Here is a 26,008-nt window from a genome sequence, read left to right on the forward strand (position 1 = left end):
CAACGCACTTCAGGCTCAGTGGACCGGTGGACGGTCCGGCGGTCAGTACCCCGGCCGGCCGGACGTCCCCCGGTCTGTCCGTATGTGCTGCCAGGGCATTCCACCGTGCGGGAAATGACAGGCCACGGTGTGCGTGCCGGCGACGCTGACCTGAGTAGCCCGCGGAATCTCCTTCTCGCACCGCGTACGCCGCCCCGGCGCGAGCAGCGCGGCGACCGGACAACGGGCCAGGAACCGGCACCCCGCCGTGACCGGAACCCCGGACGGGGGGTCGCCGGGCAGCACGATCCGGCGCCGGGCACGTTCGGCGACCGGGTCCGGCAGCGGGACGGCCGACAGGAGGGCCCGCGCGTAGGGATGCCGGGGCGCGTCGAACACCTCGGCGACGGGCCCCGTCTCCACGGTCCGCCCCGCGTACATCACCGACACCCGGTCGGCGATCTGCCGCACCACGGCCAGATCGTGCGACACGAACAGATAGGCCGGCCCCAACTCCCGCTTCAGCCGCAGCAACAGATCCAGGATCTGCGCCTGCACGGACACGTCCAACGCGGACACGGGTTCGTCGAGCAGCAACAACGCCGGCTCGACGGCCAGCGCCCGGGCGATGGCGACCCGCTGCCGCTGCCCCCCGGAGAACTGATGCGGATACCGCTCCGCGTCCGCCGGATCCAGGCCCACCTGGCTGAGCAACCGAGGAACCCGCGCGGCTACGACGTCCCGTGGCACCCGCCGGGCGTGGAGCGGCTCGGCGATGATGTCGCCCACGGGCATCCGCGGATCGAGACTCGACATGGGATCCTGCGGCACGATCTGTACGGCCCCCCGCAGGAGCCGTGCCGTCCGCCGGGTCAGCCGCGAGACGTCCTGCCCGAGGATCTCCACGGTCCCGGTCCCGGGTGCGGCGAGCGACACGATCTCCATGAGCACCGTGGACTTACCGGCGCCGGACTCGCCTACGAGCGCGAGGGTCTCACCGCGGCGGACCTCCAGGTCGACCTCCTCCACGGCGACGACCGTGCGCTCGTGACGGCGGCGGCCGCTGGGTGGGGTGAAGGACTTGGCCAGACCGGTGACGCGGAGGACGAGTCCGGGGGAGGGGGGAGCGGGCGAGGTCGGTGGGGTGCGTCTGTGCGGCTCCGGGTTTCCGGTGCCGGGTGCGGATGGTGCCGGTGACTCCAGGTCCCCGTGGCTGAGTTCGGAGGGGGCGGCCTGTCCGTGCCGCGCGGGGTTCCCGTGGTCGGATGTGGACGGCGCGGTGCGTTCCTGCGGCCCTGGGTTCTCGTTGCCGGGGGCAGGAGGTGTGCTGTGTCTCCGTAGCCAGAGGTTCCAAGTGCCGGGTGCGGACGGTGCGGTAGGTCCGTGCGACTCCGGGTCACAGTGGTCGGGTGCCGACGGTGCGGTGTGTTCGTGCGGCGCCGGGTTCCCGTGGTCGGGTGTGGAGGGTGTGGACCCTGGGCTCTCGTTGCCAGGTGTGCGCGGTGTGTTGCGCTTCCATGGCCACGGGTTCCCGGTGCCGGGCGTGGACGGTGTGGTGTTTCTGTGTCGCCCTCGGGTCCTGTCGCCCGGTGCGGACGGTGGGGTGTGTTCCCCTGACCCAGGGGCCCCGTTGCCCGGTGCGGGCGGCAGGGTCCGACTCCGCGACCCCAAGTCCCCGTCGCCAAGGCCGAACGGCGCCGGGTTCCCCGACCCGCCCTCACCCCGCGCACCCCCACCCACCTCCCCGCCCGGCGGGAACAGTTCCACCGCCGTCCGTTGCGCCACCAACCGGACCCGGCGGCAAGCCGCCTCGTGGGCGTCGAAACCCGCGAGGCCGGCCCTGGACGGGCTGTCCACGCCCAGGAGTTGGATGTCCGACGTGACGCAGTCCGGCTCCATGAGGGGGCAGCGTGGGGCGAAGGCGCAGCCGGGGGACGCGGTGCCCGGAGTGGGGGCCGTGCCCGGGATCGGGGTGAGGGGGGAGCGGGTGTCGGGGCGGGGTACCGAGCCGACCAGGCCGAGGGTGTACGGCATCCGGGGGCGGGTGAGGACCGCCTCTACCGGGCCCGTTTCCACGATACGGCCTGCGTACAGCACCGCGACCCGGTCCGCCGTGCCCGCTACCACCCCCAGGTCGTGAGTGACGAGGAGCAGCGCCGCGCCCGTTTCGCGCCGGGCGGCGGCCAGGGACTCCAACACCTGGGCCTGGACGGTCACATCGAGCGCGCTGGTGGGCTCGTCCGCGACCAGGACGTCGGGGTTGTTGGCCATCGCCATCGCGATCATCGCCCGTTGGCGCATCCCGCCCGAGAGCTGGTGGGGGTAGGCACGCGCCGCCCACCCCGGCCTCGGCACGCCTACGAAGTCCAGCAGTTCCACCGCCCTCCGCTGCGCCGACTCCCGGCGTGGGCGAGGGTGTTGGTGGATGCGCAGCGCCTCCGCGATCTGGTCGCCGACCCGCTGCACCGGGGTGAAGGCGTGCAGCGGGTCCTGGAAGACCATCGCGATGCGGCTGCCGCGGAGTCGTGCCAACTCCCTGACCGGGAGGTCGAGTAGCTCCTCGCCCAATAGCCGTACCGAGCCGGTGACTTGAGCACCCGGCGGTGCGAGACCCATCAGGGCCAGCGCCGTGAGTGTCTTGCCGGTGCCCGACTCGCCCACCAGGCCCAGGACTTCACCGCGTCGGAGGGTGAGGTCGACGCCGCGCACCACGGGCAGCGGGGGACGCCGTTTCATTCCGACGGCGACCGTCAGGCCACGGACCTCCAGGACGGCGGTCAACTGGGTATCCCGCACAGGTGAGTTCGGGACGGCCGTGCCGAGTCCGTCGTCGTCGGGTCCAGCGCGTCGCGCAGGGCTCCGCCGACCAGGTTGACCGCCAGCACGAACGCGATCAACAGGCCCGTGGGGAAGAAGAACATCCACGGATACACCAGCGCCACATCCGTCGCGTCCGCGATCAGCGTGCCGAGGGAGACGTCGGGCGGCTGGACGCCCAGGCCGAAGTATGACAGCCCGGTCTCGCTGATCACCGCCCCGCCCACGGCGATCGTCGCGTCCATGATCAGGAACGACGCCGTGTGCGGCAGCACATGCCGCCAGATGATCCGGAGAGAGGAGACCCCCATCAGCCGTGCCACCACCACGAACTGACGCTCCTTCAGAGACAGCGTCATGCCGCGTACCGCCCGAGCCGTGACCATCCAGCCCAGCAGGGCCAGCAGCCCGACCAGTGCGATCCAGCCCCGGTCGCGCAACTTCGGGGCGACCACCACCAGGACGAGCAGGCCGGGGAGGACCAGCATCAGGTCCACGACGAACATCAGCACCCGGTCCGTCCAGCCGCCGAAGTAGCCGGCGCAGGCACCCACCGCCGCCGCCAGCACGGTGGAGAACAGGGCGACCAGCAACCCGATCAGCAGCGACTTCTGCAGCCCCCGCACCACCTGCGCGAACACGTCCTGCCCGATCCGGTTCGTGCCCATCCAGTGCCGCGCGTCCGGGGGTTGCCGCAGCGCCGTGTAGTCGACGTCCGTGTGCGTCCACGGGCTGATGAACGGCCCTGCGAAGGCCAGCGCGAACAGCACCAGCAGGACCGCGAGTCCGCACAACGCCCCCGGCCGCCGCACCATCCGCCGCAGCACCGTCCGGCCCCGGCCTCCCCGACCGCCGACGCCCGTCACGGCTGCCGTACCCGGGGATCGAGGAGCGCGTGCACGACGTCGGCCAGCAGCCCGGCGAGCAGCACGACGGCCGCGGCGAACAGGTCGATCGCCACCACTGAGTTGACGTCGCCCTTCTGCACCGAGTCGACGAGCCAACTGCCCATACCGGGCCAGCCGAAGATCTCCTCGGTGAACACGGCCCCGGTGAACAGGGTCAGCATCCCGAAGGAGAAGAACACCGACACCGGGACGAGCGAGATCCGCAGCCCGTGCCGCAGCAGCGCCCGCCCCGGGGTGAGCCCCTTGGCCTGGGCGGTGCGGAGATGGTCGGCGCCGAGTACGTCGAGGGTCGCGGCGCGCTGGTAGCGGCTGTACGAGGCGATCGCGGGGATGGCCACGCAGATCGCCGGGAGGAGCAAGTGGGCCGCCGTGTCGCGCAGTTGGGCCACCCAGTCGCCCTGCAGCGCCGGTGTGTGCTCGCCCGTGTACAGGATGACCGTGCTGCCCGCGGCCCGGTTGACCGCCAGCGCCCCGGTCTTCAGCAGCAGCGCCAGCACGAACGTCGGCACGCACAGCACCGCGAACGAGAACACCGTGAGCGCCCGGTCGCCCGGCCCGCCGCGCCGTACCGCCGCCCACACGCCGGCCAGCACCCCGACCGCCGTGCCGACCGCGGTCCCCACCAGCAACAGCCGCACGGACACCCCGACCCGGCGGCCGAACTCGGCGTTCACGGACTCGCCGTCGATGGTCCGGCCGAGGTCGCCGTGGACGGCCCGGTCCGCCCAGCGCCCGAAGCGTTCGGGCAGCGGGGCGCGGTCGTCCATGCCCAGCCGGGCCAGCTCGTCGTCGACGACCCGGCTGGGCGGGGGCGGTTGCCGGCCCTCGAAGTAGGCGCGCGGATCGAGCGCCGTGGAGGCGAGGGCGTAGGTGAGGACGACGGAGGAGAGGAAGAGGATCGTGCAGTGGACCAGGCGCCTGAGGATCAGGGTGAGCATGGAACTCGTTCCGCTTCATGTGGGTGACACATCGTGATGTTAAGCTCCGGCTCCGCAATTCGCGGGACAGGTCGGGAAGTTGACGGTTCGTCCGTACTGGGAGGGCCGTTAGGTGCAGCGATTACGGGTCCGGTCGGCGTGGGCGGTGGCCTGCGCACTCACTCTCTTCGTGGCCGGCTGTTCCGGCTCCCCGGACCCCGACGGGCGCCCGGCCCTGCCGACCTACGGTACGTACGACATCAACTCCCAGCCCGCGAGCGCCCTTCGCTCGGGCGGGACGCTGACCCTGCCGATCTCGCAGATGGTCACGCAGTTCAACTTCGACCACGTCGACGGGGCGTTGGACGACGTGTGGACCGTCGACAGCATGACCGAGCCCCGGCTCTTCGCCCGTGACGTCAAGGGCGTCCCGCACGTGGTCCCCGAGTACCTGGTCTCCGCGTCCGTCACCGGCACCTCGCCCCAGGTCGTCACCTACCGGCTCAACCCGAAGGCCCGCTGGTCCGACGGAACGGCCCTGGACTGGCGGGACTTCGCCGCCCAGTGGCACGCGCTCTCCGGCTCCGACCAGCGCTACCTGGTCGCCGACACCAGCGGCTACGACCGCATCGCGAGCGTCCGCGAGGGCGCCGGCCCGCACGAGGTCCGCGTCACCTTCAAGCAGCCGTACGCCGACTGGCGCAGGCTGTTCACCCCGCTCTTCCCGGCCGCCGGCTATGACACCCCGCAGCGCTTCAACTCCGGCTGGCAGGGTCAACTGCCCATCACGGCGGGCCCGTTCAAATTGGACGCGATCGACGAGACCGCGCAGACACTCACCTTCGTGCCCGACCCCCGCTGGTGGGGCACCAAGCCCCGGCTCGACCGGATCGTCTTCCGTGTCCTCGACGCCGACGCGGCCCTCCAGGCCTTCCTGAACGGTGAGGTCGACGCGGTCAACGCGGCTACCAGCGAGGCCTATGCCCAGTTGAAGAAGGCGCGGGACAGCGACATCCGCATCGGGTCCGCGTGGGACGAGGTGCACATCACGCTCAACGGCGCGGGCGGCCCGCTGGCCGACCGGGCCGTGCGCAACGCGGTCCAACAGGCCGTCGACCGCACGGCGTTGGCCGACGTCGCCGCCGAGGGGCTCCCGGTGAAGGTGCCGCTGCTCGGCAACCACTTCTTCATGACCAACCAGCCCGGATACACCGACAACTCGCGCCCGTATGGGAGTTACGATCCCGGCGCCGCCGAACGCGCCCTGGACGCGGCCGGGTGGAAGAGCCTGGGGAGCGGCAAGACGCGGGTCAGGAACGGCCGTAGCCTCACCCTTCGCTTCGTGCTCAGCGAGGGCACCAACCGGCTCGGCGAGGATCTCGCCCAGCTCGTCCAGCACATGCTCGCCCAGGTCGGCGTCCAGGTCGTCATCCAGCAGGTGCCCGCCTCCGCCTACGCGCCGCAGTACCTGGAGAAGGGCAACTTCGACCTCGCCATCTTCCGCTTCACCGGCCTGACTTACCCCAGTTCCGCCTACGCCATCTACCGCCGCCCCGAGAAGGGACAGGCCTTCCAGAACTACGGCGGGGTCGGCTCGGCCGAGGTGGACGAGCTCCTCGCCCAGGCCGTCGGGACCCTCGACGAACGGGCCGCCGAGAAGCTCTACGACCGGGCGGACGCCGAGATCTGGAAGCTCGGCCACGACATCGAGCTGTATCAGCGGCCTCAAATCCTCGCGGTCCGCGAGGGGTTGGCGAACTACGGGGTGCCGGGACTCGGTGACGTCGACTTCAGCCGGGTCGGCTGGGAGAAGTGAGCGTGCGCAGGCCCCGTACGGACGGATCCGTACGGGGCCTGCGCGGCGCGCGAGTTCAGGCACGCGTCCGGGTCAGCGCTCTCTCGTCGGCCTGCTGGCGCACCATGTCGTAGCCGAACGCGGCCGAGGCCAGCGTCACATGGTGGTGCCAGCCGCGGAAGGACCGGCCCTCGAAGTCGCCGAGCCCGAACTCCTCGTGCATCCGGCCCAGCGCCTCCTCGGCGAACCTGCGCAGTTGCGCCAGCGGCACGATCTCCGCGAGCCGGCGGGCCGGGAGGTTCGTCAGCCAGTAGGCGCGCGGCCGGGGGCGGCCGTAGGGCCAGTCCGCGAGGAGCAGGCGCGGACGGGGGACCGCACCGGCGGCCGGGTCCGCGCGGAGCAGGACCGGGCCCGTCACGAACTCCGAGTGCCGCATGCGTTCGGTGACCGGGTCGTGCCAGGTGACCGAGGTGCGCTCACCGTGCCGGGCCGCGTGCGCGGCGAGTTCGGCGAGCGTGCCGCGCGTCCCGGGGGTGGTGGCCTGCCGCCGGGGCAGCAGGACGGGGGTGTGCGGCGCGGCCCGCACGAGATAGCCCAGGCCTCGCGCCTCAAGGCCGCGTAGGAGCGGGTCGGGGTCGCTCTCGCAGCGCCAGTCGGCCAGCACCGGCAGGGGTTCCAGGGACCACTCGTCGAGCATCTCGTCGAGCGCCTCCAGGACGTAGCTCCAGCGTGGCCTGCAGCGTTCCTGCACCGGTACGTGGGCCTGGCCGCGCAGCCGTTCGTCGCGGTCCCAGCGGGCCGGCAGCATCAGCCGCCAGTTCACCGGGACCCCGCCGGCCTGCCCCACCAGGGAGGCGGCGAGGGCCAGTTGGCAGTTCACCGTCCGCTCCTGGGAGGCCGCGTACTGGCGGGCGACGCCCACCGACCGGTCGCCGTTCTTGGCGAAGACGACCTCGTCGACGGACCAGGCCTCGGCCCGCGAGGCCCGCACCACCTGCCGGGCGAGCCGCCCCCGTACGGGAGCGGACGCCCACGGACTCTGGTTCACGAACTGCTGGATCTGCTGCACAGCCCGCCTGCCGAGGACCTGCTCGGAGATCCGGGCGGGCGTCTTGCGCCCGGGCACGTCCAGCAGCCCGCGCACATACACCTCGCCCCAGCGCCGCTGGTCGGCACGGGTGAAGTCGCCGAACAGGTCACGGCAGTAGGCGGGGAGGCCGGCGGAGGTCCCCGGCGGGGCCCCCGGGGCGTGCATCGGGGGTAATGGGAGGGTGAAGGTCGCGAGGTCAGTCATGGTTGCACTCGTCACCCCCAGCCAGCAGGAAGGCGTCCGTCGCGAGCAACGCGTCCGCCACGTCCGGCAGCGCGCAGCCCACGATGACGAAGTCGACGTCCAGGCCCGCCTTGGTGCGCTGGAACAGCAGCTCGTTGATGGCGGGCCGGCACATGCCCCCGACCTCGCAGAGATGGAACTCCACCCGGCGCGGGGTCGCGGCCATGACCTCGGCCAATATGCGGCGGAACTTGCCCAGTTCGGCCGCGTCGATCACCCCGTGGCAGACGACGTGCGCGGTGCCGCCGTCGAACGTGGTGCGCATCCGCAGCCGCATTGCGGCCGGCTCCAGTTCGACGCGGACCCGGACGGGTTCGTCGCCGCGCGGCAGCCGGACGGTGAGGGCCTTGCCGTCGAAGTCCTGGTGCGGCCGGTCGTCGATCCACACCCGGGTCAGCTCCACGGTGCCCGCGGGCAGCAGATCGGGTGCGACGCGCAGCACCCGGTCCGGGAGGTCCTCCGGGCGGGGCTTGAAGTGCAGGGTGATCGGGTCGTTGCTGAGCAGCAGCCCGGTGTAGGTCGCCGCGAGGTAGCACAGCTCCAGGGCGTGGTAGCCGGCCATGGCGTGGCTGCCCTTGAGCCGCTCGGTGCCCAGCAGGTAGGGGATGCCGCTGGCGAGCACGTTGAAGTAGACGCCGCCGTCCTGGTAGTCGAGGAAGAAGGCGTTGTAGAACGCCGCCGCCTCGCGCCCCAGCCGCAGCTGTTCCGGGTCGCCGGTGGTGCCGGCCAGGATCAGATAGGCGAGGATCGCCTGCTCCTGCTGCCACCAGGCCTTGCGGTCGTGCCACACCATGCGGTGGATGCCGCTGTCCGGGTCGGGCTGCCGCTCGACCACGTCCAGCCAGCCGCCGCGCAGCCCGTCGCTGCCCACCGCCGGCATGATCTCGGCGATGCGCTCGGCGGTCGTGGCGTACTCGGGCTTGTCGAACAGGGCCTTGATGCGGGTCAGGTTCCAGGCGATCTTCAGGTTGTGGCCGACGACCGCCCGGTCCTGCTGCCAGCCCCAGGTCCGGTCCGGACTCCAGTCCGCGTGGAACCGCTCCTGCACGAACGGGCTGTTCGGCTCGTCGGGGAACCGCTCCACGATGGTGTCCGCGGTCTCCTCAAGCAGCGCGGCGAAGTCCGAACGGCCCGTCGCCAGATAGGCGTTGATCAGGTACGCCGGTGCGTGGTCGCCGACCGAGTTCCAGTTCTTGCGGGCCCGGTTGCGGCCGAGCGAGTCGGCGTTCGGGTCCAGGGTGATCGGGTCGAGGTGCGAGAAGAACCCGCCGCGCACCGGGTCGCGGAAGTACTTCTGGAACAGGGCGGACGTGCGGTCGATGTCCTCCAGGATCCGCGGGTCGCCGGTGATGCGGAACGTCTGGGTGGGGCCGGCGAGCGCGTAGATCTGCTCGTACATCGGGATCGCGTCGACGTCGTCGCCGAACTCCGAGGCGAAGACGGGGCGATGACCGGACGAGGTGATGTCGATGCCGTGGTACCAGTAGGTGATGCCCTCGGCCCGGTCGTCCACCCGCATGTGTTCGCGCAGGTACAGGGTGCCGGCCTCGGCCGCCTCCAGGAAGCGGTCCTTGCCGGTCAGCAGATACGCCGTGGACAGGCCGTAGACGAGCCGGGAGATGGTGTCCGTCTCCTGGCGCACGTCCCCGCCGGCGAAGTCCGGCAGGTGGGTGCCGCTGAGGGTGAGGTGGGTGCGGAACCCGCGCCAGTCGTAGACCCCGTCGGGGAACTGGCCGCGCAGGTAGAAGTCGGCGATGGCGGTGGCCTGTTGGACCCACCAGTTCGGGTGCTCGAAGACGTACTGGCCGCGCGTCTCCTCCGGGAAGGTGATCTCCTTCGCGTCGAACCGGGAGCCGCCCTCCCACTCGTAGAGGATGCCGTACGCGAAGACGAACCGGCCCTCGGCCAGCATGTCGACGGTGTCGGCGGTGGTGTCGCGGTAGTCGTCGCCGAGGTTGCGGACGATGCGGGAGACGGCGTTGGACGCCAGGTGGACGGTGAACTCCCGTTCGTCGGAGGTGCGCAGGCCGAAACGGCGGCTGGTCGGGCTGTAGTACGTGACGTAGCCCGCGAGGGTGTCGGAGTGGATGCGTCGTTGGGCAGGGGTAGTCATCTCAGGTGCCCTTCTCGTCGGGCAGGGCCGCCAGCAGGACGACGCTGCGGCCCTGGGCGTGGTGGGTGGGACCGTCGACCAGCTCCTCTTCTCCGGGCGGCGGGATGTCGTCGGGGCCGGGGCGGGCCGTGTCGAGCACGCGGTGCCAGCGGTGACCGGGGATCTCGGGCAGCTCGAAGTCGAGGCCCAGGTGGTACATGTTGAGGATCAGATGCAGGTCGGGGTCACCGTCGAAACCGCCGTACGTGCAGGCCAGCACCCGGGCGTTGGGGTCCTCCCAGCCGGGTTGGTCGAGCCGGGTGCCGTGCCACGTGATGTCGGGCAGGGAGCGGGAGTTGAGGCGTTCGGAGAAGAACTGCGGTTCGCGCAGGGTGCGGTAGCGCTTGCGGAGCTGGATGACGCGCCGGGTGAAGCCGGTGGTCTCCTTCTCCTTCCTGGCCTGGTTCCAGTCGAGCCAGGAGACCGGACTGTCCTGGCAGTAGCCGTTGTTGTTGCCGCCCTGGCTGTTGCGGAACTCGTCGCCGGCCAGCAGCATCGGGACGCCTCGGCTGAGCATCAGCAGGGACAGCAGGTTCTTGATCTGGCGCACCCGCAGGCACTCGACGTCGGCGTCGTCGGTGGGGCCCTCGACGCCGCAGTTCCAGCTGTAGTTCTCGTCGGCGCCGTCGGCGTTGGCCTCGCCGTTGGAGTGGTTGTGCTTGGCGTCGTAGCTGACCAGGTCGTTGAGGGTGAAGCCGTCGTGGCAGGTGATGAAGTTGATGCTGTTGGTGGGGAGTTCGTCCTGGGCCGCGAACAGGTCGGCCGAGCCGCCTAGCCGGGAGGCGACCTCGCCGACCATCCCCGCGTCACCGCGCACGAACCGCCGTACGTCGTCCCTGAATGGACCGTTCCACTGCGCCCAGCGCTTCCCCGGGAACCGGCCGACCTGATAGAGGCCGCCGCCGTCCCACGGCTCCGCGATGATCTTCGTCTCGGCCAGCACCTGCGACAGCTCGATCGCCCACAGGGCCGGCGGCACCGCCATCTCGTAGCCCAGCGGGCCGCGCGAGAGCTCGGAGGCGAGGTCGAAGCGGAAGCCGTCGATGTGGTGCTCGGTCACCCAGTACTCAAGGCTCTCCACGATGAACTTGGTGACCATCGGATGGTTGGCGTTGACGGCGTTGCCGCACCCGGTGAAGTCCATGTAGTGCGAGCGGTCCTGCGGCCACAGGTGGTAGTACGCCTCGTTGGCCGCGCCCCGGAAACTGATCGTCGGCCCGAACTCGTTGCCCTCACTGGTGTGGTTGAAGACCACGTCGAGGATGACCTCGATGCCCGCCTGGTGGAACGCCTTCACCATGTCGCGGAACTCGGTGATGTGCGTGGCGAGATGGGGGCTGGAGCAGTAGCCGGTGTGCGGGGCGAAGAAGCCGTAGGGGTCGTAGCCCCAGTAGTTGCGCCGCGGGGTGCCGTCCGGTCCCGTGCGCAGGACCTGGGTCTCGTCGAAGTCGAAGACCGGCAGCAACTCCACGGCGGTGACGCCGAGTTCACGCAGATGCGGGATCTTGTCGATGACGGCGGAGAAGGTGCCGGGACGCTCGGCGTCCGAGGTCGGCGAGGCCGTCAGACCGCGCACGTGCATCTCGTAGACGACGGTCTCCGCCATCGGCGTGCGCAGCGGGGTGTCGCCCTCCCAGTCGTAGTCGTCGAGGTCGACCACCAGACTGCGCATGCAGCTCTCGACGTTGTCGCCGGGGCCGATGGCGTGGGTGCGCTCCCAGCGGCCGTTGATGTTGGCGCGCGCGTACGGGTCGATCAGCACCTTGCGGTGGTCGAACCGGGTGCCCAACTCACCGTTGTCACGTGGCCCGTCGATGCGGAACGCGTAGACCTGGCCGGCGCCGATCCCGCTCACGTGGCAGTGCCAGAAGTGGAAGCTGCGGTGGCGGTCGGGCAGCAGCGTGATGGTGCGGTACGGCTGCGGGCTGTCGCAGTGCTCGAAGAGCAACAGGTCGACCCGCGTGGCGTGTTCGGAGAAGAGCGAGAAGTTCACACCGTCGGCGTCGACGGTGGGGCCCAGCGGCTGTGGCCGCCCGGGGGTGACGTCGGAGGGACGGCCGCCGAGGGAGCCGGTGGCCTGGTCGGGGCGTAAGGTCAGCTGTTCTGTCATGGCATCGGTCGCAGAGTCCGTCGGAGTGTCGTACGCATGGGTGGCCACCCTCAGGTGAGTGCGGCCCGGGCCGCGGTCGGGGCGTCGGCGCGGAGGCCGGCGAAGAGTTCCTGCCAGGGCACGGGAGAGGCGCCCGGTCCCGTCTCGCTGCGCATCTCGAAGGTCACGCCCTGGGCGGCGGGCGAGTACAGCGCCTGCACACAGGCGTCGGCGACGAGCGGGCGGGCCACCCGGCCGTCGCCCAAGTCGCCCTGTTCCAGGTGCAGATGACCGTGGCCGAGGTCGTCGGTCAGCCAGCCAGGACGGATCACGGTGTACGGCAGCCCGGAGGAGCGGACCGCGTTCTCGCCGGCGAGGCGCCAGTCCAGCATCCGGCCGTAGGCGTTCATGGGGTGGTCGCGGCGGGTCACATGGCGCTGGCTGACCAGCACGACGTGCGGGGCCGCGGCGGTGGAGCGCAGGGCGTCGAGGACATGGCGGACCCCGGTGTGCAGGGTGGTCTCGGGGCTGTCGGGACCGGCGTCGTCGGTGCCCGGCTCCACGATGTAGACGACCGCCGAGCAGCCGTACAGCGGGGTGCGGACGGAGTCGGGGGAGCGCACGTCGGCCGCGAAGAACTGGGCCTGCGGCGGGGTGTGGCGGCGGGCGCGCTGGGTGCTGCGGCCGATGACGCGGACGCTCTCGCTCCGGGCGAGCAGTTGACGGGCGACGAGCCGGCCTGTGCGGCCGGTTCCTCCTATGACGGCGATCGGGCTGTCCATCGAGATCTCCACGGGGGCTGCGGAAGAGCCGGAAAGGGCGGGGGAGTTGGGGCGCTCAGATCCAGTGCAGGATGTCGTCGGAGCTGGTCAGATGGGTGCCGGTGGGCAGCCCGGTGACGGCGGGCACCCGCAGCCGCGGATAGACGCTCACCCCGGACAGCCGGGTGCCGGGCCGCAGGTCGGCGGCCTCGCCGATCGCGGAGTGGACGAGCCGGACCGGGTTGTCCCGCTCGGAGTGCACCCGCGCCATCGGCCCGACGTACGAGTCGGTGATGCGGGCGTACGGGCCGACGACCGCGCTGTCGCCGATCGCCGTCCGGCTGAGCCGGGCGCCCTCGTCCACGTCGACGCCGTCACCGATGTCGCTGAACCGCAGCTTCACGCCCGGCCCGATCTCGGCGTTGCGCCCGATGCGCACGGCGGGGCCGATGACCACACTGCCCTCGGAGATCTTCTGGGCGAGGGTGGTGCCGGTGACGCTGTCCTTGGTGCGCAGGCTGGACTCGTGGATCCAGTACGGCGGGTCGGTGCTCGTCGGTTCGCCCATGGCCCGGGTCATCCACCGGTAGCGGCCGGCGAGCACGTCGCCGAGGGTCGCGAGGTAGTCGGCGATGCTGCCGAGGTCGCCGAGCCGGTCGATCGGCGCGGCGGCGACCGGCAGTCCGCGCCCGACCAGCCAGGGCAGCAGGTCGCCGCCCCAGTCGAGGCGCTGCTGGGCGAGCCGGATCATCTCGGGGTTGCGCGCGGCCAGCCGCAGCCGGCCGCAGTCCACCAGGTACATCCCGGCGTTGGTCGGCAGGGTGCGGACGGAGGAAGGCAGCGATGTCTCGGGGAAGATCCGGTGGACGCGGTCCAGCGTGGGCTTCTCCACGAACCCCGAGACCAGCCCGTCCGGGGAGGTTTCCATCACGCCGTACTTGCCGGCGATCTCCTCGGGGGTACGGCCGACCGAGGCGACGGTCACGACGGCGTCGGCGGCGTCGTGCGCGTCGTTCAGCCTGTTCAGGTCGAACTCGAAGACGGAGTCCACCGGCAGCACCAGCGCACGGCCCGTCAGGTCCCACTGTTCGAGGTTGTGCAGGGTGGCGGCGCCCGATCCGACGTTGTACCGGTCCAAGCGGGCACGGGAGTAGTGGATCTCCACGCCGAACCGTTCGCCGTGGCCGAGCACGAGCTTGATCTGGCTGTGGTTCTCGGCGCCCTGGGCGATCACGTAGAAGCGGCGGATGCCCTGGTCGCGGCAGGCCTCGACGAGCCATTCGACGACGGAGCGGCCGACGAACGGGATGAGGGCCTTGCTGCGGATGTAGTCGGCCGAGGCGAGGGTGAGCGGCTTGGCGCGTTCGCCCCTGCCTCCCGCCAGGATGATTCCTAACGTCTCGTCCCCCATGACAGTCCTGCCTCCTCGGCTGACAAATCAACGCTCTTCAGTCAACTCGTGCTGTCATGTGGAGTCAAGTAAAAAGTAAAACAAGGTAGTTGGGGTGAACGCGAAGAGGCCCTGGTCGATGTCTCGACCAGGGCTGATGCTGCTTGACAAGAATGTGCGAGCGGGTCCGGGATTTAGATGACTCTCAGCCGGACCAGGGCGCCGAGCGTCAACGCGCCCGGAATGATGGGGATCCAGACCGTGATGATCCGGTACGCCAGCACCACCGCCGTAGCCACCGCGACCGGGCCGCCCGCCGCGACCAGCGCCACGATCAGCGCGGCCTCCACCGAGCCGATCCCGCCCGGCGTCGGCACCAGCGCGACCGCGACCGTCGCCGCCAGATAGGCGAGCGCCATCTGCGCGGGCGGCACCGGCAGGTTCAACGCCTGCCCCACCGCGACGAGTCCGGCCGCCTGGAGCGCGGGGAACGCCAGCGAACCGCCCCACAGCGCGAGCGCCCGCGCCGGCCGCGTGTGCACGGAACGCGCCTCGCTGAACGCCGTACGGAGGAACGACCGGATCGCCGTCCGCAGCCGCCGTACCAGAACGAGGACCAGGACCGCCGCGCCCAGCACGGCACCGATGATGAGGAGCAGCGGGCCAAGTGCCCCTGCGGGCAGGAGAGTTCCGAGGCGCAGGGCGTCCGGGAAGGCGATCAGCAGACCGGTGAGGAGAGTCAGCCGGGCTATCGACTCGGCGAGCAGGAACAGGGCGAGCGCGGCCGACGAACGGGCCAGCGGCAGCCCGCACACCGTCAGGAAGCGCAGGTTGACCGCGCCCGCGCCAAGTCCCGTGGGCAGCAGGTGATTTGCCGCGCCCGCCGCGAACTGGGTGGCCAACAGCCGCCGCGCGGGCAGCCGTTCGACCACGGCACCCTGCCGGGTGAAGGCGGCGGCGACCCAGGTCAGACAGGTGGCACCGGCCGCCGCCACCAGCCAGGGCCATTCCGCCGCCCGCAGCTGGGCGAAACCCTCGACGAGAACGGACCGGTGCTGGACGGCGACGACGGTGACCAGGAGCAGCGGGAGCAGGCACAGGATCTGCCGGACGCGGACGTGTCTCACATCACTGGAGGGTTTCCGCGCCACGACAACTGCGGGTTGCGGCAGCGGGGACAGCTCCTTACGCGCGCCCTTACACGTGCCCTCGCGCCACTCCTCGCGCGGGGATCCGGCGAATCCGTTGACCTCAACGACGCTTGAGGTCCTACGGTCTCTCCCATGAGCATGGAGAGCACGGCCTGGACCCAATTGCACACCGTCATGACCGCAGAACAGGAACGCCGCCCGTTCGCCCGCGCCACGCTGCGCCGCATCGCGGAGTTCGCTCGGCCGCACCGCCGCCCGATCGCGCGGTTCGTCCTGCTCGGGGTGGTGACCGCGCTGCTCGCCGTCGCGACCCCCGTACTGGCCGGACATGTCGTCGACGCGATCGTGTCGGGCGGCGACGACGGGACCGTCGTACGCCTCGCCCTGCTCATCGCGCTGATCGCGGTCGCCGAGGCGGCCCTCGGGATTCTTGGCCGGAGGCTTTCTTCCGCGCTCGGGGAGGGGCTCATCCTCGATCTGCGGACGGCTGTGTTCGATCATGTGCAGCGCATGCCGGTCGCGTTCTTCACACGTACCCGTACGGGCGCGCTCGTCTCCCGACTCAACAACGACGTCATCGGAGCCCAGCGCGCGTTCAGCAACACCCTCTCCGGAGTGGTCAGCAACTTCGTCACACTGCTGCTCACCCTCGCCGTGATGCTCACCCTGTCCTGGCAGATCACCCTGCTCGCGCTCGTGCTGCTGCCGGTGTTCGTGATCCCGGCCCGCCGGATGGGCAGCCGGATGGCCGGCATGCAGCGGGAGGCGGCCACGCTCAACGCCGCGATGAGCACCCGCATGACCGAACGCTTCTCCGCGCCCGGCGCGACCCTCGTCAAACTCTTCGGCCGCCCCGACGAGGAGTCCGTGGAGTTCGCGGAGCGCGCGAGCCGGGTCCGCGACATCGGCGTCCGCACGGCCACCGCCCAGTCGGTGTTCATCACCTCCCTGACCCTGGTCTCCGCCCTGGCCCTCGCCCTCGTCTACGGCCTCGGCGGCTGGTTCGCCCTGCACGGCACCCTGGAGCCGGGCGCGGTCGTGTCGCTGGCCCTGCTCCTGACCCGCCTCTACGCCCCGCTCACCGCCCTCGCCGGCGCCCGCGTCGAGGTGATGAGCGCCCTCGTCAGCTTCGAGCGCGTCTTCGAGGTCCTCGACCTCAAGCCCCTGATCGAGGACAAACCCGACGCCCGCGAGATCCCCGAGGGCCCGGTCGCGGTCGAGTTCGACGAGGTCCGCTTCGCCTACCCCTCCGCCGACAAGGTCTCCCTCGCCTCACTGGAGGAGGTCGCCTCCCTCGACACCCGCGGCGGCGCCGAGGTCCTGCACGGCATCTCCTTCACCGCCGAACCCGGCCAGACCATCGCCCTCGTCGGCTCCTCCGGCGCCGGCAAGTCGACGGTCGCCCAACTCCTGCCCCGGCTCTACGACGTCGACGGAGGGGCCGTACGCGTCGGAGGCGTCGACGTCCGCGACCTCACCGCAGCCTCCCTGCGGGCCACCCTCGGCATGGTCACCCAGGACGGCCACCTCTTCCACGACTCGGTCCGCGCCAACCTCCTGCTGGCCCAACCCGCCGCCAGCGAGGACGAGTTGTGGGACGCGCTGCGCCGCTCCCGCCTCGACGATCTCGTACGGTCGCTGCCCGACGGCCTGGACACGGTCGTCGGCGAACGCGGCTACCGGCTCTCCGGCGGCGAGCGTCAACGCCTCACCATCGCCCGGCTGTTGCTCGCCGGCCAGCGCGTCGTCATCCTCGACGAGGCCACCGCGCACCTGGACAACACCTCGGAGGCGGCCGTCCAGGAGGCGCTCACCGAGGCGTTGCAGGGCCGCACGGCGGTGGTGATCGCCCACCGGCTGTCCACCGTGCGCTCCGCCGACCAGATCCTCGTCGTCGAGGCGGGCCGCATCGTGGAACGCGGCACGCACGACCAACTCCTCGCCACCGGCGGGCGATACGCCGAGCTGTACCGCACGCAGTTCGAGAAGCAGCCGGAGATTGGACCGGTCCAGGAGGCGGTGGTGTGACGGAGGATCGGCGTAACGGGCGTCAGGGCTCGCGGTGTTCGTGCGCCGCGTTCTCCAACTCCTCGGCCTCCGCCTCGGCCACCCGGATCTCGGCCTCCACGTCGATCGAGCGGCTCAGCCACCAGTACAGCAACCCGGCGACCGGCAGTCCGACGAACAGGGAGAGGTCGGCGCCGTCCATGGCGTGCGCGATCGGGCCGACGTAGAGGGTGCCGACGGAGAAGAACGGCACCATGACGCCGAAGCCCACCAGGTAGGAGATGATCCCGTGCCAGCCCCAACGGCCGTAGATGCCATGGGGGTTGAAGATCTCGGCGATCGCGTAGTGGCCGCGGCGCACCACGTAGTAGTCCATCAGGTTGACCGCGGTCCACGGGATGAACAGGTAGAGCACCAGCAGCAGGAAGTTGTTGAAGTTCGTCAGGAAGTTCGCGGTCGCGGCCATCGCGCCGGCCAGGGAGAGCGCGGCGGTCAGCCCGATCGTCAACGCCCTGACGGAGACGGTCGGTTGGACCTTCTTGAACGAGTCGATCGCGCTGATCAGGGTCAGTGAACCGCCGTACATGTTCAGCGCGGTCACGGAGACCAGGCCCAGGGTGGCGAAGAGGAGCACGATCGCGCCGAAGCCGCTGAACACCTTGTCGCCGGCCGCGTTGATCGAGCGGATCGTGTCGAAGTCCTTGCCCGCCCAGGCGGCGAGCAGCGCGCCGAGCGTCATCAGCCAGACCCCGCCGAGCGCCGAGCCGAAGTAGGTCCAGTAGAAGGTCTTGCGGACGGTCACGTCCGGCGGGAGGTAGCGCGAGTAGTCCGAGACGTAGATCGCCCAGCTGATCTGGTAACCGGCGACCACACCGAACTGCGCGAGGAACGGCGTCCAGGAGAAGCCGCCGAGGTCGAAGGAGCCGGCCGGGTAGTGCAGGGTCGCCAGCACGCCCACGGTGAAGATCCCGAAGACGACCAGGAAGGTGTACGTCAGGAACTGCTCCGCCTTGTGGATGACGTCGTAGCCCACCAGCGCGATCACGAAGCCGACCACGGTGACCACGGCCACCCACATCTTGGTGCCGCCGTGCACCGTGGTGTGCAGGGCCTCACCGGCGAGGATCGTGTTGAAGACGTTGAAGCCCGCGTACTGCACATACGCGAACAGCCACACCAACAGGGCGCCCACGTAACCGAATTGGGGCCGCGACTGGATCATCTGCGGCAGCCCCAGCTGCGGGCCCTGGGCCGAGTGGAACGCCATGAAGAAGGTGCCGAGCAGGGTGCCCGCGACGATCGCGATGAGCGACCAGATGAGGTTGCCGCCCTCGGTGATGCTGATCAGGCCCACGGCGAGCGTGGCGATCTGCGCGTTCGACATGAACCACAGGGGGCCCAGATGCCACAGCTTGCCGTGGCGCTCGTTCAGCGGGACATAGTCGATGGAACGTATCTCCAGCCCCGACACCCGGGGCTCTGATGCGGTGGTCACGGTGCCTCCAGGGTGCTGATCAGGCCTGTGTGGCCACATTCATCCCCCGCACGGGTCCCGGCAACCGCAACTGAATCTGTGAACCACTCTCTTTACCTGGTCCATACATGGCGCCCGGGACTGTGCTGGCGCGCGCCCCTCGCTGTAAATTAAGGGACCAGCCCTTGACCTGCATAAACGCAGGCAGGGAGCCTAGATTCGGGAGTGCCTCCATGCTGCGCACCATGTTCAAATCGAAGATCCACCGCGCCACCGTCACCCAGGCCGACCTGCACTACGTCGGCTCCGTCACCATCGACGCCTACCTGCTGTACGCCGCCGATCTGCTGCCCGGCGAGCTGGTCCACATCGTCGACATCACCAACGGCGCCCGCCTGGAGACATACGTCATCGAGGGCGAACGGGGCACCGGTGTCATCGGGATCAACGGGGCCGCGGCCCACCTCGTGCATCCCGGAGACCTGGTGATCATCATCAGTTACGCTCAGGTGTCCGACGCCGAGGCGCGGGCGCTTCGGCCCCGGGTCGTGCACGTGGACTCCGCCAACCGGATCGTGGGCCTGGGCGCCGATCCGTCCGAGCCGGTGCCGGGTTCGGAGCAGGCGCGCAGCCCGCAGGCCGTCACGGCCTGACCATCGCACCAGGAGGAAGCCCATGAGCGAGACCGAGATCCGCGACGACCGGGCGGCGGGCCGCCTGGAGGCGATCGCCGACGGTGAAGTCGTGGGCCACATCGAGTACTTCGTCCTCGAATCCCCCGCGCGCGCCCTCGTCCCGGTCCACACGCTCGTGGAACCGGCCCACGAGGGAAAGGGCATCGCGGGTTCCCTGGCCCGCGAGCTGTACGGCATCGCGGCCCGCGAGGGCATCGTCGTCGCCCCGCTGTGCCCGTACGTCGTCAAGTGGGCGGAACGTCATCCTGACGAGGCGCCCGCCGCGGACCCGGAGTTGCAGCGGGCGGCGATGGAGTGGCTCAGGGCGCATCCGGGGCGGTTCTAGGGCGCCGTTCGACTGTGGCGTTGGTCGAGGAGGAGGGGCGGCGCATCGGCCGCAGGTCTCACGAACCGTTCGTGTCCCACGCACCGTTCCCATCTACCGAGGGCTGCGCCCGGCTGGTCGCGGACGCCGTCGACGCGGTCACCGGTGCCGACGTGATCGTCCTCGCGCAGGGGGCCACGGCACCGGCCCAGCGGCTTCCGGCCACGCCGATCCCGGTGCTGTCGAGTCCCCGCCCCCGGGCTCGCGGCCGGTGCACGCCGGGTGAGTGAGTCCACCCGGGTGAGTGTCCGGGCCGGTCACGGGTACGCGGGGGAGTAGTCCAGGGCCGACGTAGCCGACATTCACCACTGACTGGAGGACACGATGACCCAGCCGTACCCCGACCCCGTACCCCCGGCACCCATGCCGGGCCCCGGTCCCACGCCGGACCCGGTGCCCGGACCCGGTCCCGTACCCGTGCCGGACCCGGAGCCCCCGGTACCGCTCCCCGCGCCGCCGCCGGGCCCCGGCCCCACCCCGGGGCCGTCCCCGATCCCCCCGGGCCCGGAACCCGTACCGACCCCGAAACCGGGACCGCCGCTCACCTGACGGCTGCCCTGAACCGGGTCACCCGGCACCGGCCCCGCCGTCCTGGCAGGATGCCCCCATGGAACGTGTGCTTGGAATCGGCGGATATTTCCTGCGGGCCACCGACCCGGAGGTTCTGAGCGCCTGGTACCGGGACTGCCTCGGACTGGACGCCGACGAGCACGGGCTGTGGGGTCAGGAAGCCGGGCCGACGGTGTTCGCGGCGTTCGAGTCCGGGACCGACTACTTCGGGTCCCGGACCCAGCAGACCATGCTCAACTTCCGCGTCCGCGACCTCGACGCGATGCTCGCGCAGCTGCGCGCCAAGGGCGCGGACGTGGCAGAGGAGACGCAGGACATGGAGGGCGTCGGCCGCTTCGGCTGGGTCACCGACCCGGAGGGCAACCGCGTCGAACTGTGGCAGCCCGCCTGACTCGTGGTCTTCCGGCAGGCGGGCTGTGGCAGCCCGCCTGACCCGTGGCCCTTTCCAGCGGGCGGGCTGTGGCAGCCCGCCCGGCCGTGTTCCGGCGCCCCCCGGCCCGGGTATTCCCTACGCCGTAACCTCCGACCGATCCCCACCCCACAGCGTGTGGAATGCCCCGTCCCGGTCCACCCGGCGATACGTGTGCGCCCCGAAGAAGTCCCGCTGTCCCTGCGTGAGCGCCGCGGGCAGCCGCTCGGCGCGCAGCGCGTCGTAGTAGGCGAGGGCCGCGGAGAAGCCGGGTGTCGGGACGCCCTGGCGGGTGGCCGCGACGACGACTTCGCGCCAGTCGTCCTGCGCCGCCGCGATCTCCTGCGCGAACGTCTCGTCGGACAGCAGGCTCGGCAGGTCCGCGCGGGCGTCGTACGCGGCGCGGATGCGGTCGAGGAAGGCCGCGCGGATGATGCAACCGCCGCGCCAGATCGAGGAGATGGCGCCGAGGTCGACGTTCCAGTCGTACTCCTCGCTGCCCGCCGCGATCTCGTGGAAGCCCTGCGTGTACGACACGATCTTCGACGCGTACAGCGCCTGCTCGACCCGGTCCGCGAAGGCCCCCGCCTCGGACTCGCTCAGGGGCGAGGCCGTGGGACCGACCAGACCCCGTGAGGCCTCGCGCAGCGCCGCGTGGCCGGAGAGGGAGCGGGCGAAGACCGCCTCGGCGATGCCCGAGACCGGGACGCCGAGGTCGAGGGCGATCTGGACCGTCCAGCGGCCGGTGCCCTTCTGTTCCGCCTGGTCGACGACCACGTCCACGAACGGCTTGCCGGTGGCCGCGTCCACGTGGGACAGCACCTCGGCGGTGATCTCGATCAGGTAGGAGTCCAGCCGGCCGGTGTTCCAGGTGCGGAAGATGTCCGCGATCTGCGCGGGGGAGTACCCGGCGACATCGCGCAGCAACTGGTACGCCTCGCCGATCAGTTGCATGTCGGCGTACTCGATGCCGTTGTGGACCATCTTCACGAAGTGCCCGGCGCCGTCAGGACCCACATGGGTCACACAGGGCGCCCCGTCCTCGGCCTTCGCGGAGATCTTCTCCAGCATCGGACCGAGCGAGTCGTACGACTCCTTCGGGCCACCCGGCATGATGCTCGGCCCGTGCAGCGCGCCCTCCTCGCCGCCGGAGACGCCCATGCCGACGAAGTGGATGCCCTGTTCGCGCAGGTCGCGCTCCCGGCGCCGGGTGTCGGCGAAGTGCGCGTTGCCACCGTCGATGATCATGTCGCCCGGTTCGAGGAGCGGGGCGAACTCCTGGATCACCGCGTCCGTCGGGTCACCGGCCTTCACCATGACGACCAGGCGGCGCGGCCGCTCCAGCGCCGCCACGAAGTCCTTGGCGGTCTCCGCCGCGATGAAGTCGCCCTCACCGCCGAACTCGTCCACCAGGTCACGGGTGCGGGACGCGGTCCGGTTGTGCACGGCGACCGTGTAGCCGTTGCGCGCGAAGTTGCGGGCGAGGTTGCGGCCCATGACCGCGAGACCCGTGACGCCGATCTGCGCTGAAGTGCTCATTCGGTTGGCTCCTAAAGATCAGGAAGGTCCTGACATCGGTGGTACCGGTCGTGCTCGCCAGTATTGCCCCACTGACCATCCTGGCCCGCCGGTACCCCGACCGCACGTGCTGGCCGTGCGAAGTTGTCCGCCTTCGGTCGGTGTTCCACCTGCGCTCCTTCCGCGGAAACGCAACCCCAACCCCACCTGCCCCACCCGTTTCCCAACGGGCGGGGAATACCGGTCACTTGAGCCACAGGGAGGCCGGTTGCCGTCTTGTCATGGCCTGTTCGGGGCGCTTATTTTTGGCCCTCCTGACGCATGTGGAGGGGGATTCCCCATGGCCGTACGCGGCCGGCACCGCCGGTATCAGCCGAGCAGGATCAACCGGGCCTCGCTGCTCACGGTCACGGCGGGCGGTGCGGGCATCGCGATCCCGCTCGCGGCCGTGGGCGCGGGCACCGCGCAGGCGGCCGATGTGAGCACCTGGAACAAGGTCGCGGCCTGTGAGTCCAGCGGCGACTGGAACATCAACAACGGCAACGGGTTCTACGGCGGGCTGCAGTTCACCCAGTCCACCTGGGAGGCCTACGGCGGCAGGGCGTACGCGCACCGCGCCGACCTCGCCACCCGGGACCAGCAGATCGCCGTAGCGGAGAAGGTGCTGAAGGGCCAGGGGCCCGGCGCCTGGCCGGTGTGTTCGGTGCGTGCCGGGCTCACCCGTGGCGGCGGCACCCCCGACATCCACGTCGGCGGCACCAGGAGCGAGAGCACCGCGGCGCACAAGGCCAAGGCCAAGGACGCCAAGACGCAGACCGTGGTGAAGCGGTCCGTGAAGGACGTCCAGCCGCAGACCACACCGCAGTCCCGCGCGGGCACCGCCGAGATGTACACGGTCGTGCGCGGCGACACCCTTTCCGGGATCGCCGACACCGAGCGCGTCGACGGCGGCTGGCACGGGCTCTACGCCGCGAACCGCAGCACCGTAGGGGACGATCCCGACCTGATCCTGCCGGGCCAGCGGCTCAGCCTGCACGGCAAGGCGGCCACCACAGCCCACACGACGACGAAACCGGCCACCAAGTCCCCGAAGAAGAAGGCCTCTTCGGACACCGCCGAGAAGGTCACCCACAAGAGGACGACGAGTCACTCGCTCGTCGCCCCGGTGAACGCCCCCATCGGCACCGCGTACCACGCGGAGGGTTCCTCCTGGTCGAAGGGCTACCACACCGGCGTCGACTTCCTCGTCCCCACCGGCACCTCGGTGAAGGCCATCGAGAAGGGGACGGTCGTCAGCGCGGGGTGGGCGGGGTCGTACGGCTACCAGGTGGTGATCCGGCACGCCGACGGGCGGTACTCGCAGTACGCGCACCTGTCCGCGATCTCCGTGCGGGACGGCCAGTCGGTCGGCGAGGGGCAGCGCATCGGGCGCTCCGGGTCCACCGGGAACACCACGGGCCCGCATCTGCACTTCGAGGTGCGGACGGGGCCCGGCTTCGGTTCCGACATCGACCCGCTCGCCTATCTGCGGGCCGGCGGCGTCAAGATTTGACTCGGGTACGGCGCCGGTCGTGGACCGGCATCATCACGTACAGCCCGGCGTGGAACGGACCGAAGTAGCCGGCCGGTTCAGCGGGTCCGGCCGGTTCCAGGGTCTCGTAACCCTCGCCGGCCGGAATCGCCGCCTGGGCCGGGACGAGGATCCCGTCGCCCGGTGTGCCGGCCGTGATGTCCGCGGCCGGCACGTCGACGTTCGCGCTCACGCCGACGGGCTGTCCAGGGAGGGCGTCCAGCAACTCCTCGACGGGCGAGGGCACCACAGGAGGTGTGGTGGTGTCGGCCGGTACGCTCTCGCTGCCCAGCCGCTCCGTGGTCAGCAGGATCAGGCCGCCCGCGGCCACCACTCCGGCGGACAGGGCGAGGAGGGTGCCCGTCGTGCCGTAGCGGAAGGTCTCACCGAACATCGTGATGCCGACCGCGGCCGCCACCACCGGGTTCACGACCGTCAGGACCGCCAGCGGAGCCGCCAGGCCCGCGCCACGGTAGGACGCCTGCGAGAGCATCAGACCGGCGACCGCGAAGACCGCGATCACGCCGAGGAACGGGATGTCGGTCGCGGAGACCGCGCCGTTGTCCCAGTCGACCGTCACCGTCTTCGTGAACACCGAGGACATGCCGAACGCTATGCCGGACGCGGTCGCCAGCAGCACGCTGCGCACCGCCGGGTGCCGGTGTGCCGCGCGGCCCGCGATCATCAGGGTCACGACCACCGCGCCGGTGAACACGGCCACGGACACCCGCTGGGCGGTGCTCAGCGACTGACCCTCGGACGTCCCCACCAGGGACAGCAGACCCGCGAGACCGATCGTCGCCATGATGGCGCCGCGCCAGGCGGTGGAGCCGGCCTTGCGGCCGACGAACAGGGCCGCCATCGGCAGCGCGAACACGATCGTCAGCGCGCCGAGCGGCTGCACCAGGCTCAGCGGGCCGTAGGCCAGCGCCACCACGTGCAGCAGACCGCCCGTACCGTTCAACGCGACCGCCGCCCACCAGCTCGGGCGGCGCAGCGGCGCGTACTCCTGGTCGGGGGAGGACACCGCGACGCGCTCCTGCACGATCGCTCCGCCGGCGTAGGCCACGGCGGAGACGAGCGACAGCAGGATGGACAACGCGAGGGCGCTCATCGGCAGCTCCTCTGCGTCAGGCGGGTACCTCTGGCACCACGCGGCGAACGGTCGGCTTTCATACAGAACACGATGCCGCTTGATGTTCTTCCCGTCGTCGTACCTGAGCACCGATTGGGTAGTACTGCCGATGGAGTACGAAAGGCCCCTTGTCCTCCCCAAGGTGGGTGACACCGGACGACACCCCCTGGGGGAAACCCCTAAGAGCCTTGGTACTACTGCTCTTCGTGGACCTCGACCCCGAACTCGCCGCGCTCCGCCCCCTCGGCGGCTTCTTCGTACTACGCACGGGCGCAGCCCCGCACGGCCCGCTGCCGACGCTCGCGCGGACCTACGAAAACCCCGAGTCGGAGGTTTACGGAAATTCCCTGACTTTTCGTGTCCAGGTCGTCGCGGACCGTCTCCAGGCCCCTGAGCTGCGCATCGCCGCCTCGATCGCCCAGCAGGCGCTCGCGGCCCGCCTGTGGTCCGTGGCGCTCGGCTGCGCCGCCCTGTACGGCGGGATCCCCGACCTCGACCCGCGCCTGCTGCACTGGGACGCCGACAGCGGCGCCCCGGACGACCTGTGGCTGGCCGAGGTGCGCCCGCTGCCGGCCGACGCCCTCGCCGAGACCGTGCTCCACGGCCACCTGCAACCACTGAACGCGGCCCTGGCAGCCCGCCACCGCACGGCCACCGGCCTCCTGTGGGGCAACGCGGCCTCCGCGCTCGCGGGCGCCGCACGGGAACTGGACCGCTGGGCACGCGCGCGTGGCCGTACGGAAGTGGCCACGCGCGCGCGTGCGCTCACCGCGGAACTCTTCGCCCACCCGCTCCTCGCCGGAACCGGAACGTTCACCGGCACCTCCTTCCGGCGCCGCAGCTGCTGCCTCTACTATCGGGTCCCTGGTGGCGGCGTGTGCGGGGACTGCTGCTTCACACAGCCGCCTGGCTCTTCCCGAAACGCCGCTTCTGGGTGACCATGAGGGCAATCGGCCGCCGAGAACAAGGGGTTT

20 protein-coding genes are annotated in these 26,008 nt (G+C 70.7%); 8 read left to right on the top strand and 12 right to left on the bottom strand.

What is annotated here, in order from left to right:
- Positions 1 to 42: 42 nt before the first annotated feature.
- Genes OG407_RS43375 through OG407_RS43385 form a run of 3 tightly spaced genes read right to left on the bottom strand, consistent with a single transcriptional unit; the run spans position 43 to position 4,642 of the window.
- Complete coding sequence (locus OG407_RS43375) at positions 43 to 2,760, bottom strand: dipeptide ABC transporter ATP-binding protein (protein WP_405866041.1); 2,718 nt, start codon at positions 2,758 to 2,760, stop codon at positions 43 to 45.
- A complete protein-coding gene (locus tag OG407_RS43380) occupies positions 2,757 to 3,662 on the bottom strand; it encodes an ABC transporter permease (protein ID WP_405866043.1) in 906 nt (301 codons plus the stop codon). Before OG407_RS43380 ends, OG407_RS43375 begins: the two co-directional genes overlap by 4 nt.
- A complete protein-coding gene (locus tag OG407_RS43385) occupies positions 3,659 to 4,642 on the bottom strand; it encodes an ABC transporter permease (protein ID WP_405866045.1) in 984 nt (327 codons plus the stop codon). The genes OG407_RS43380 and OG407_RS43385 overlap by 4 nt, the downstream gene beginning before the upstream one ends.
- A gap of 112 nt (positions 4,643 to 4,754) precedes the next feature.
- Here OG407_RS43385 and OG407_RS43390 point away from each other — a divergent pair, with 112 nt between their 5' ends.
- Positions 4,755 to 6,437: an ABC transporter family substrate-binding protein gene (locus OG407_RS43390; protein WP_405866047.1), complete on the top strand. Its 1,683-nt coding sequence runs from the start codon at positions 4,755 to 4,757 to the stop codon at positions 6,435 to 6,437.
- 55 nt (positions 6,438 to 6,492) lie between these two features.
- On the opposite strand, the gene OG407_RS43395 is transcribed toward OG407_RS43390, so the two are convergent.
- The 6 genes from OG407_RS43395 to OG407_RS43420 all read right to left on the bottom strand — a co-directional run bounded on the left by OG407_RS43395 (position 6,493) and on the right by OG407_RS43420 (position 15,268).
- A complete protein-coding gene (locus OG407_RS43395; RefSeq protein ID WP_405866049.1) occupies positions 6,493 to 7,671 on the bottom strand; it encodes an IS701 family transposase in 1,179 nt (392 codons plus the stop codon).
- A gap of 31 nt (positions 7,672 to 7,702) precedes the next feature.
- Complete coding sequence (locus tag OG407_RS43400; protein ID WP_405866051.1) at positions 7,703 to 9,862, bottom strand: AGE family epimerase/isomerase; 2,160 nt, start codon at positions 9,860 to 9,862, stop codon at positions 7,703 to 7,705.
- Between the two features lies 1 nt (position 9,863).
- Positions 9,864 to 12,011: a glycogen debranching protein GlgX gene (gene glgX / locus OG407_RS43405; protein ID WP_405866053.1), complete on the bottom strand. Its 2,148-nt coding sequence runs from the start codon at positions 12,009 to 12,011 to the stop codon at positions 9,864 to 9,866.
- 50 nt (positions 12,012 to 12,061) lie between these two features.
- Positions 12,062 to 12,772 (bottom strand): NAD(P)H-binding protein, encoded by a 711-nt coding sequence (locus tag OG407_RS43410; protein WP_405866055.1) that lies wholly within the window; start codon positions 12,770 to 12,772, stop codon positions 12,062 to 12,064.
- Between the two features lie 55 nt (positions 12,773 to 12,827).
- Positions 12,828 to 14,162: a sugar phosphate nucleotidyltransferase gene (locus OG407_RS43415; RefSeq protein ID WP_405866057.1), complete on the bottom strand. Its 1,335-nt coding sequence runs from the start codon at positions 14,160 to 14,162 to the stop codon at positions 12,828 to 12,830.
- A 173-nt stretch (positions 14,163 to 14,335) separates the two neighbouring features.
- A complete protein-coding gene (locus OG407_RS43420; RefSeq protein WP_405866059.1) occupies positions 14,336 to 15,268 on the bottom strand; it encodes a YbhN family protein in 933 nt (310 codons plus the stop codon).
- A gap of 162 nt (positions 15,269 to 15,430) precedes the next feature.
- Between OG407_RS43420 and OG407_RS43425 the strand changes: the two genes are divergently transcribed.
- A complete protein-coding gene (locus OG407_RS43425) occupies positions 15,431 to 17,320 on the top strand; it encodes an ABC transporter ATP-binding protein (protein ID WP_405868906.1) in 1,890 nt (629 codons plus the stop codon).
- A 22-nt stretch (positions 17,321 to 17,342) separates the two neighbouring features.
- Here OG407_RS43425 and OG407_RS43430 read toward each other — a convergent pair whose 3' ends face one another.
- Complete coding sequence (locus tag OG407_RS43430) at positions 17,343 to 18,794, bottom strand: purine-cytosine permease family protein (protein ID WP_405866061.1); 1,452 nt, start codon at positions 18,792 to 18,794, stop codon at positions 17,343 to 17,345.
- A gap of 212 nt (positions 18,795 to 19,006) precedes the next feature.
- Between OG407_RS43430 and panD the strand changes: the two genes are divergently transcribed.
- The 4 genes from panD to OG407_RS43450 all read left to right on the top strand — a co-directional run bounded on the left by panD (position 19,007) and on the right by OG407_RS43450 (position 20,793).
- Positions 19,007 to 19,426 carry an aspartate 1-decarboxylase gene (panD, locus tag OG407_RS43435; RefSeq protein WP_405866063.1) on the top strand — a complete coding sequence of 140 codons (420 nt, stop codon included), beginning with the start codon at positions 19,007 to 19,009 and terminating at the stop codon, positions 19,424 to 19,426.
- A gap of 22 nt (positions 19,427 to 19,448) precedes the next feature.
- A complete protein-coding gene (locus OG407_RS43440; RefSeq protein WP_405866065.1) occupies positions 19,449 to 19,793 on the top strand; it encodes a GNAT family N-acetyltransferase in 345 nt (114 codons plus the stop codon).
- Positions 19,794 to 19,864: 71 nt separating this feature from the next.
- Positions 19,865 to 20,062: a hypothetical protein gene (locus tag OG407_RS43445; RefSeq protein WP_405866066.1), complete on the top strand. Its 198-nt coding sequence runs from the start codon at positions 19,865 to 19,867 to the stop codon at positions 20,060 to 20,062.
- Between the two features lie 377 nt (positions 20,063 to 20,439).
- Entirely contained in the window at positions 20,440 to 20,793 is a 354-nt protein-coding gene (locus tag OG407_RS43450) for a VOC family protein (protein WP_405866068.1), read from the top strand.
- A gap of 117 nt (positions 20,794 to 20,910) precedes the next feature.
- On the opposite strand, the gene gndA is transcribed toward OG407_RS43450, so the two are convergent.
- Complete coding sequence (gndA, locus tag OG407_RS43455) at positions 20,911 to 22,350, bottom strand: NADP-dependent phosphogluconate dehydrogenase (RefSeq protein WP_405866070.1); 1,440 nt, start codon at positions 22,348 to 22,350, stop codon at positions 20,911 to 20,913.
- A 319-nt stretch (positions 22,351 to 22,669) separates the two neighbouring features.
- On the opposite strand from gndA, the gene OG407_RS43460 reads away from it, so the two are divergent.
- The gene (locus OG407_RS43460) at positions 22,670 to 23,881 is read left to right on the top strand and encodes a transglycosylase family protein (RefSeq protein WP_405866072.1); all 1,212 of its coding nucleotides are present in this window, start codon (positions 22,670 to 22,672) and stop codon (positions 23,879 to 23,881) included.
- On the opposite strand, the gene OG407_RS43465 is transcribed toward OG407_RS43460, so the two are convergent.
- Positions 23,871 to 25,013: a DMT family transporter gene (locus tag OG407_RS43465; RefSeq protein ID WP_405866074.1), complete on the bottom strand. Its 1,143-nt coding sequence runs from the start codon at positions 25,011 to 25,013 to the stop codon at positions 23,871 to 23,873. The genes OG407_RS43460 and OG407_RS43465 overlap by 11 nt on opposite strands.
- Positions 25,014 to 25,222: 209 nt before the next feature.
- Between OG407_RS43465 and OG407_RS43470 the strand changes: the two genes are divergently transcribed.
- Positions 25,223 to 25,972: a (2Fe-2S)-binding protein gene (locus OG407_RS43470; protein ID WP_405866076.1), complete on the top strand. Its 750-nt coding sequence runs from the start codon at positions 25,223 to 25,225 to the stop codon at positions 25,970 to 25,972.
- The last annotated feature ends 36 nt before the right edge of the window (positions 25,973 to 26,008 follow it).

Source organism: Streptomyces sp. NBC_01515, from assembly GCF_045040345.1.
Lineage (GTDB): Bacteria > Actinomycetota > Actinomycetes > Streptomycetales > Streptomycetaceae > Streptomyces.

Excerpts from the sequence above, each read along its gene's own strand:
- OG407_RS43395 (WP_405866049.1), bottom strand. The coding sequence starts at position 7,671 with ATGCACGCCCCGGGGGCCCCGCCGGGGACCTCCGCCGGCCTCCCCGCC.
- OG407_RS43450 (WP_405866068.1), top strand. The coding sequence starts at position 20,440 with ATGGAACGTGTGCTTGGAATCGGCGGATATTTCCTGCGGGCCACCGAC.
- OG407_RS43465 (WP_405866074.1), bottom strand. The coding sequence starts at position 25,013 with ATGAGCGCCCTCGCGTTGTCCATCCTGCTGTCGCTCGTCTCCGCCGTG.
- panD (WP_405866063.1), top strand. The coding sequence starts at position 19,007 with ATGCTGCGCACCATGTTCAAATCGAAGATCCACCGCGCCACCGTCACC.
- OG407_RS43385 (WP_405866045.1), bottom strand. The coding sequence starts at position 4,642 with ATGCTCACCCTGATCCTCAGGCGCCTGGTCCACTGCACGATCCTCTTC.
- OG407_RS43415 (WP_405866057.1), bottom strand. The coding sequence starts at position 14,162 with ATGGGGGACGAGACGTTAGGAATCATCCTGGCGGGAGGCAGGGGCGAA.
- OG407_RS43400 (WP_405866051.1), bottom strand. The coding sequence starts at position 9,862 with ATGACTACCCCTGCCCAACGACGCATCCACTCCGACACCCTCGCGGGC.
- glgX (WP_405866053.1), bottom strand. The coding sequence starts at position 12,011 with ATGACAGAACAGCTGACCTTACGCCCCGACCAGGCCACCGGCTCCCTC.
- OG407_RS43460 (WP_405866072.1), top strand. The coding sequence starts at position 22,670 with ATGGCCGTACGCGGCCGGCACCGCCGGTATCAGCCGAGCAGGATCAAC.
- OG407_RS43425 (WP_405868906.1), top strand. The coding sequence starts at position 15,431 with ATGGAGAGCACGGCCTGGACCCAATTGCACACCGTCATGACCGCAGAA.
- OG407_RS43410 (WP_405866055.1), bottom strand. The coding sequence starts at position 12,772 with ATGGACAGCCCGATCGCCGTCATAGGAGGAACCGGCCGCACAGGCCGG.
- OG407_RS43440 (WP_405866065.1), top strand. The coding sequence starts at position 19,449 with ATGAGCGAGACCGAGATCCGCGACGACCGGGCGGCGGGCCGCCTGGAG.
- gndA (WP_405866070.1), bottom strand. The coding sequence starts at position 22,350 with ATGAGCACTTCAGCGCAGATCGGCGTCACGGGTCTCGCGGTCATGGGC.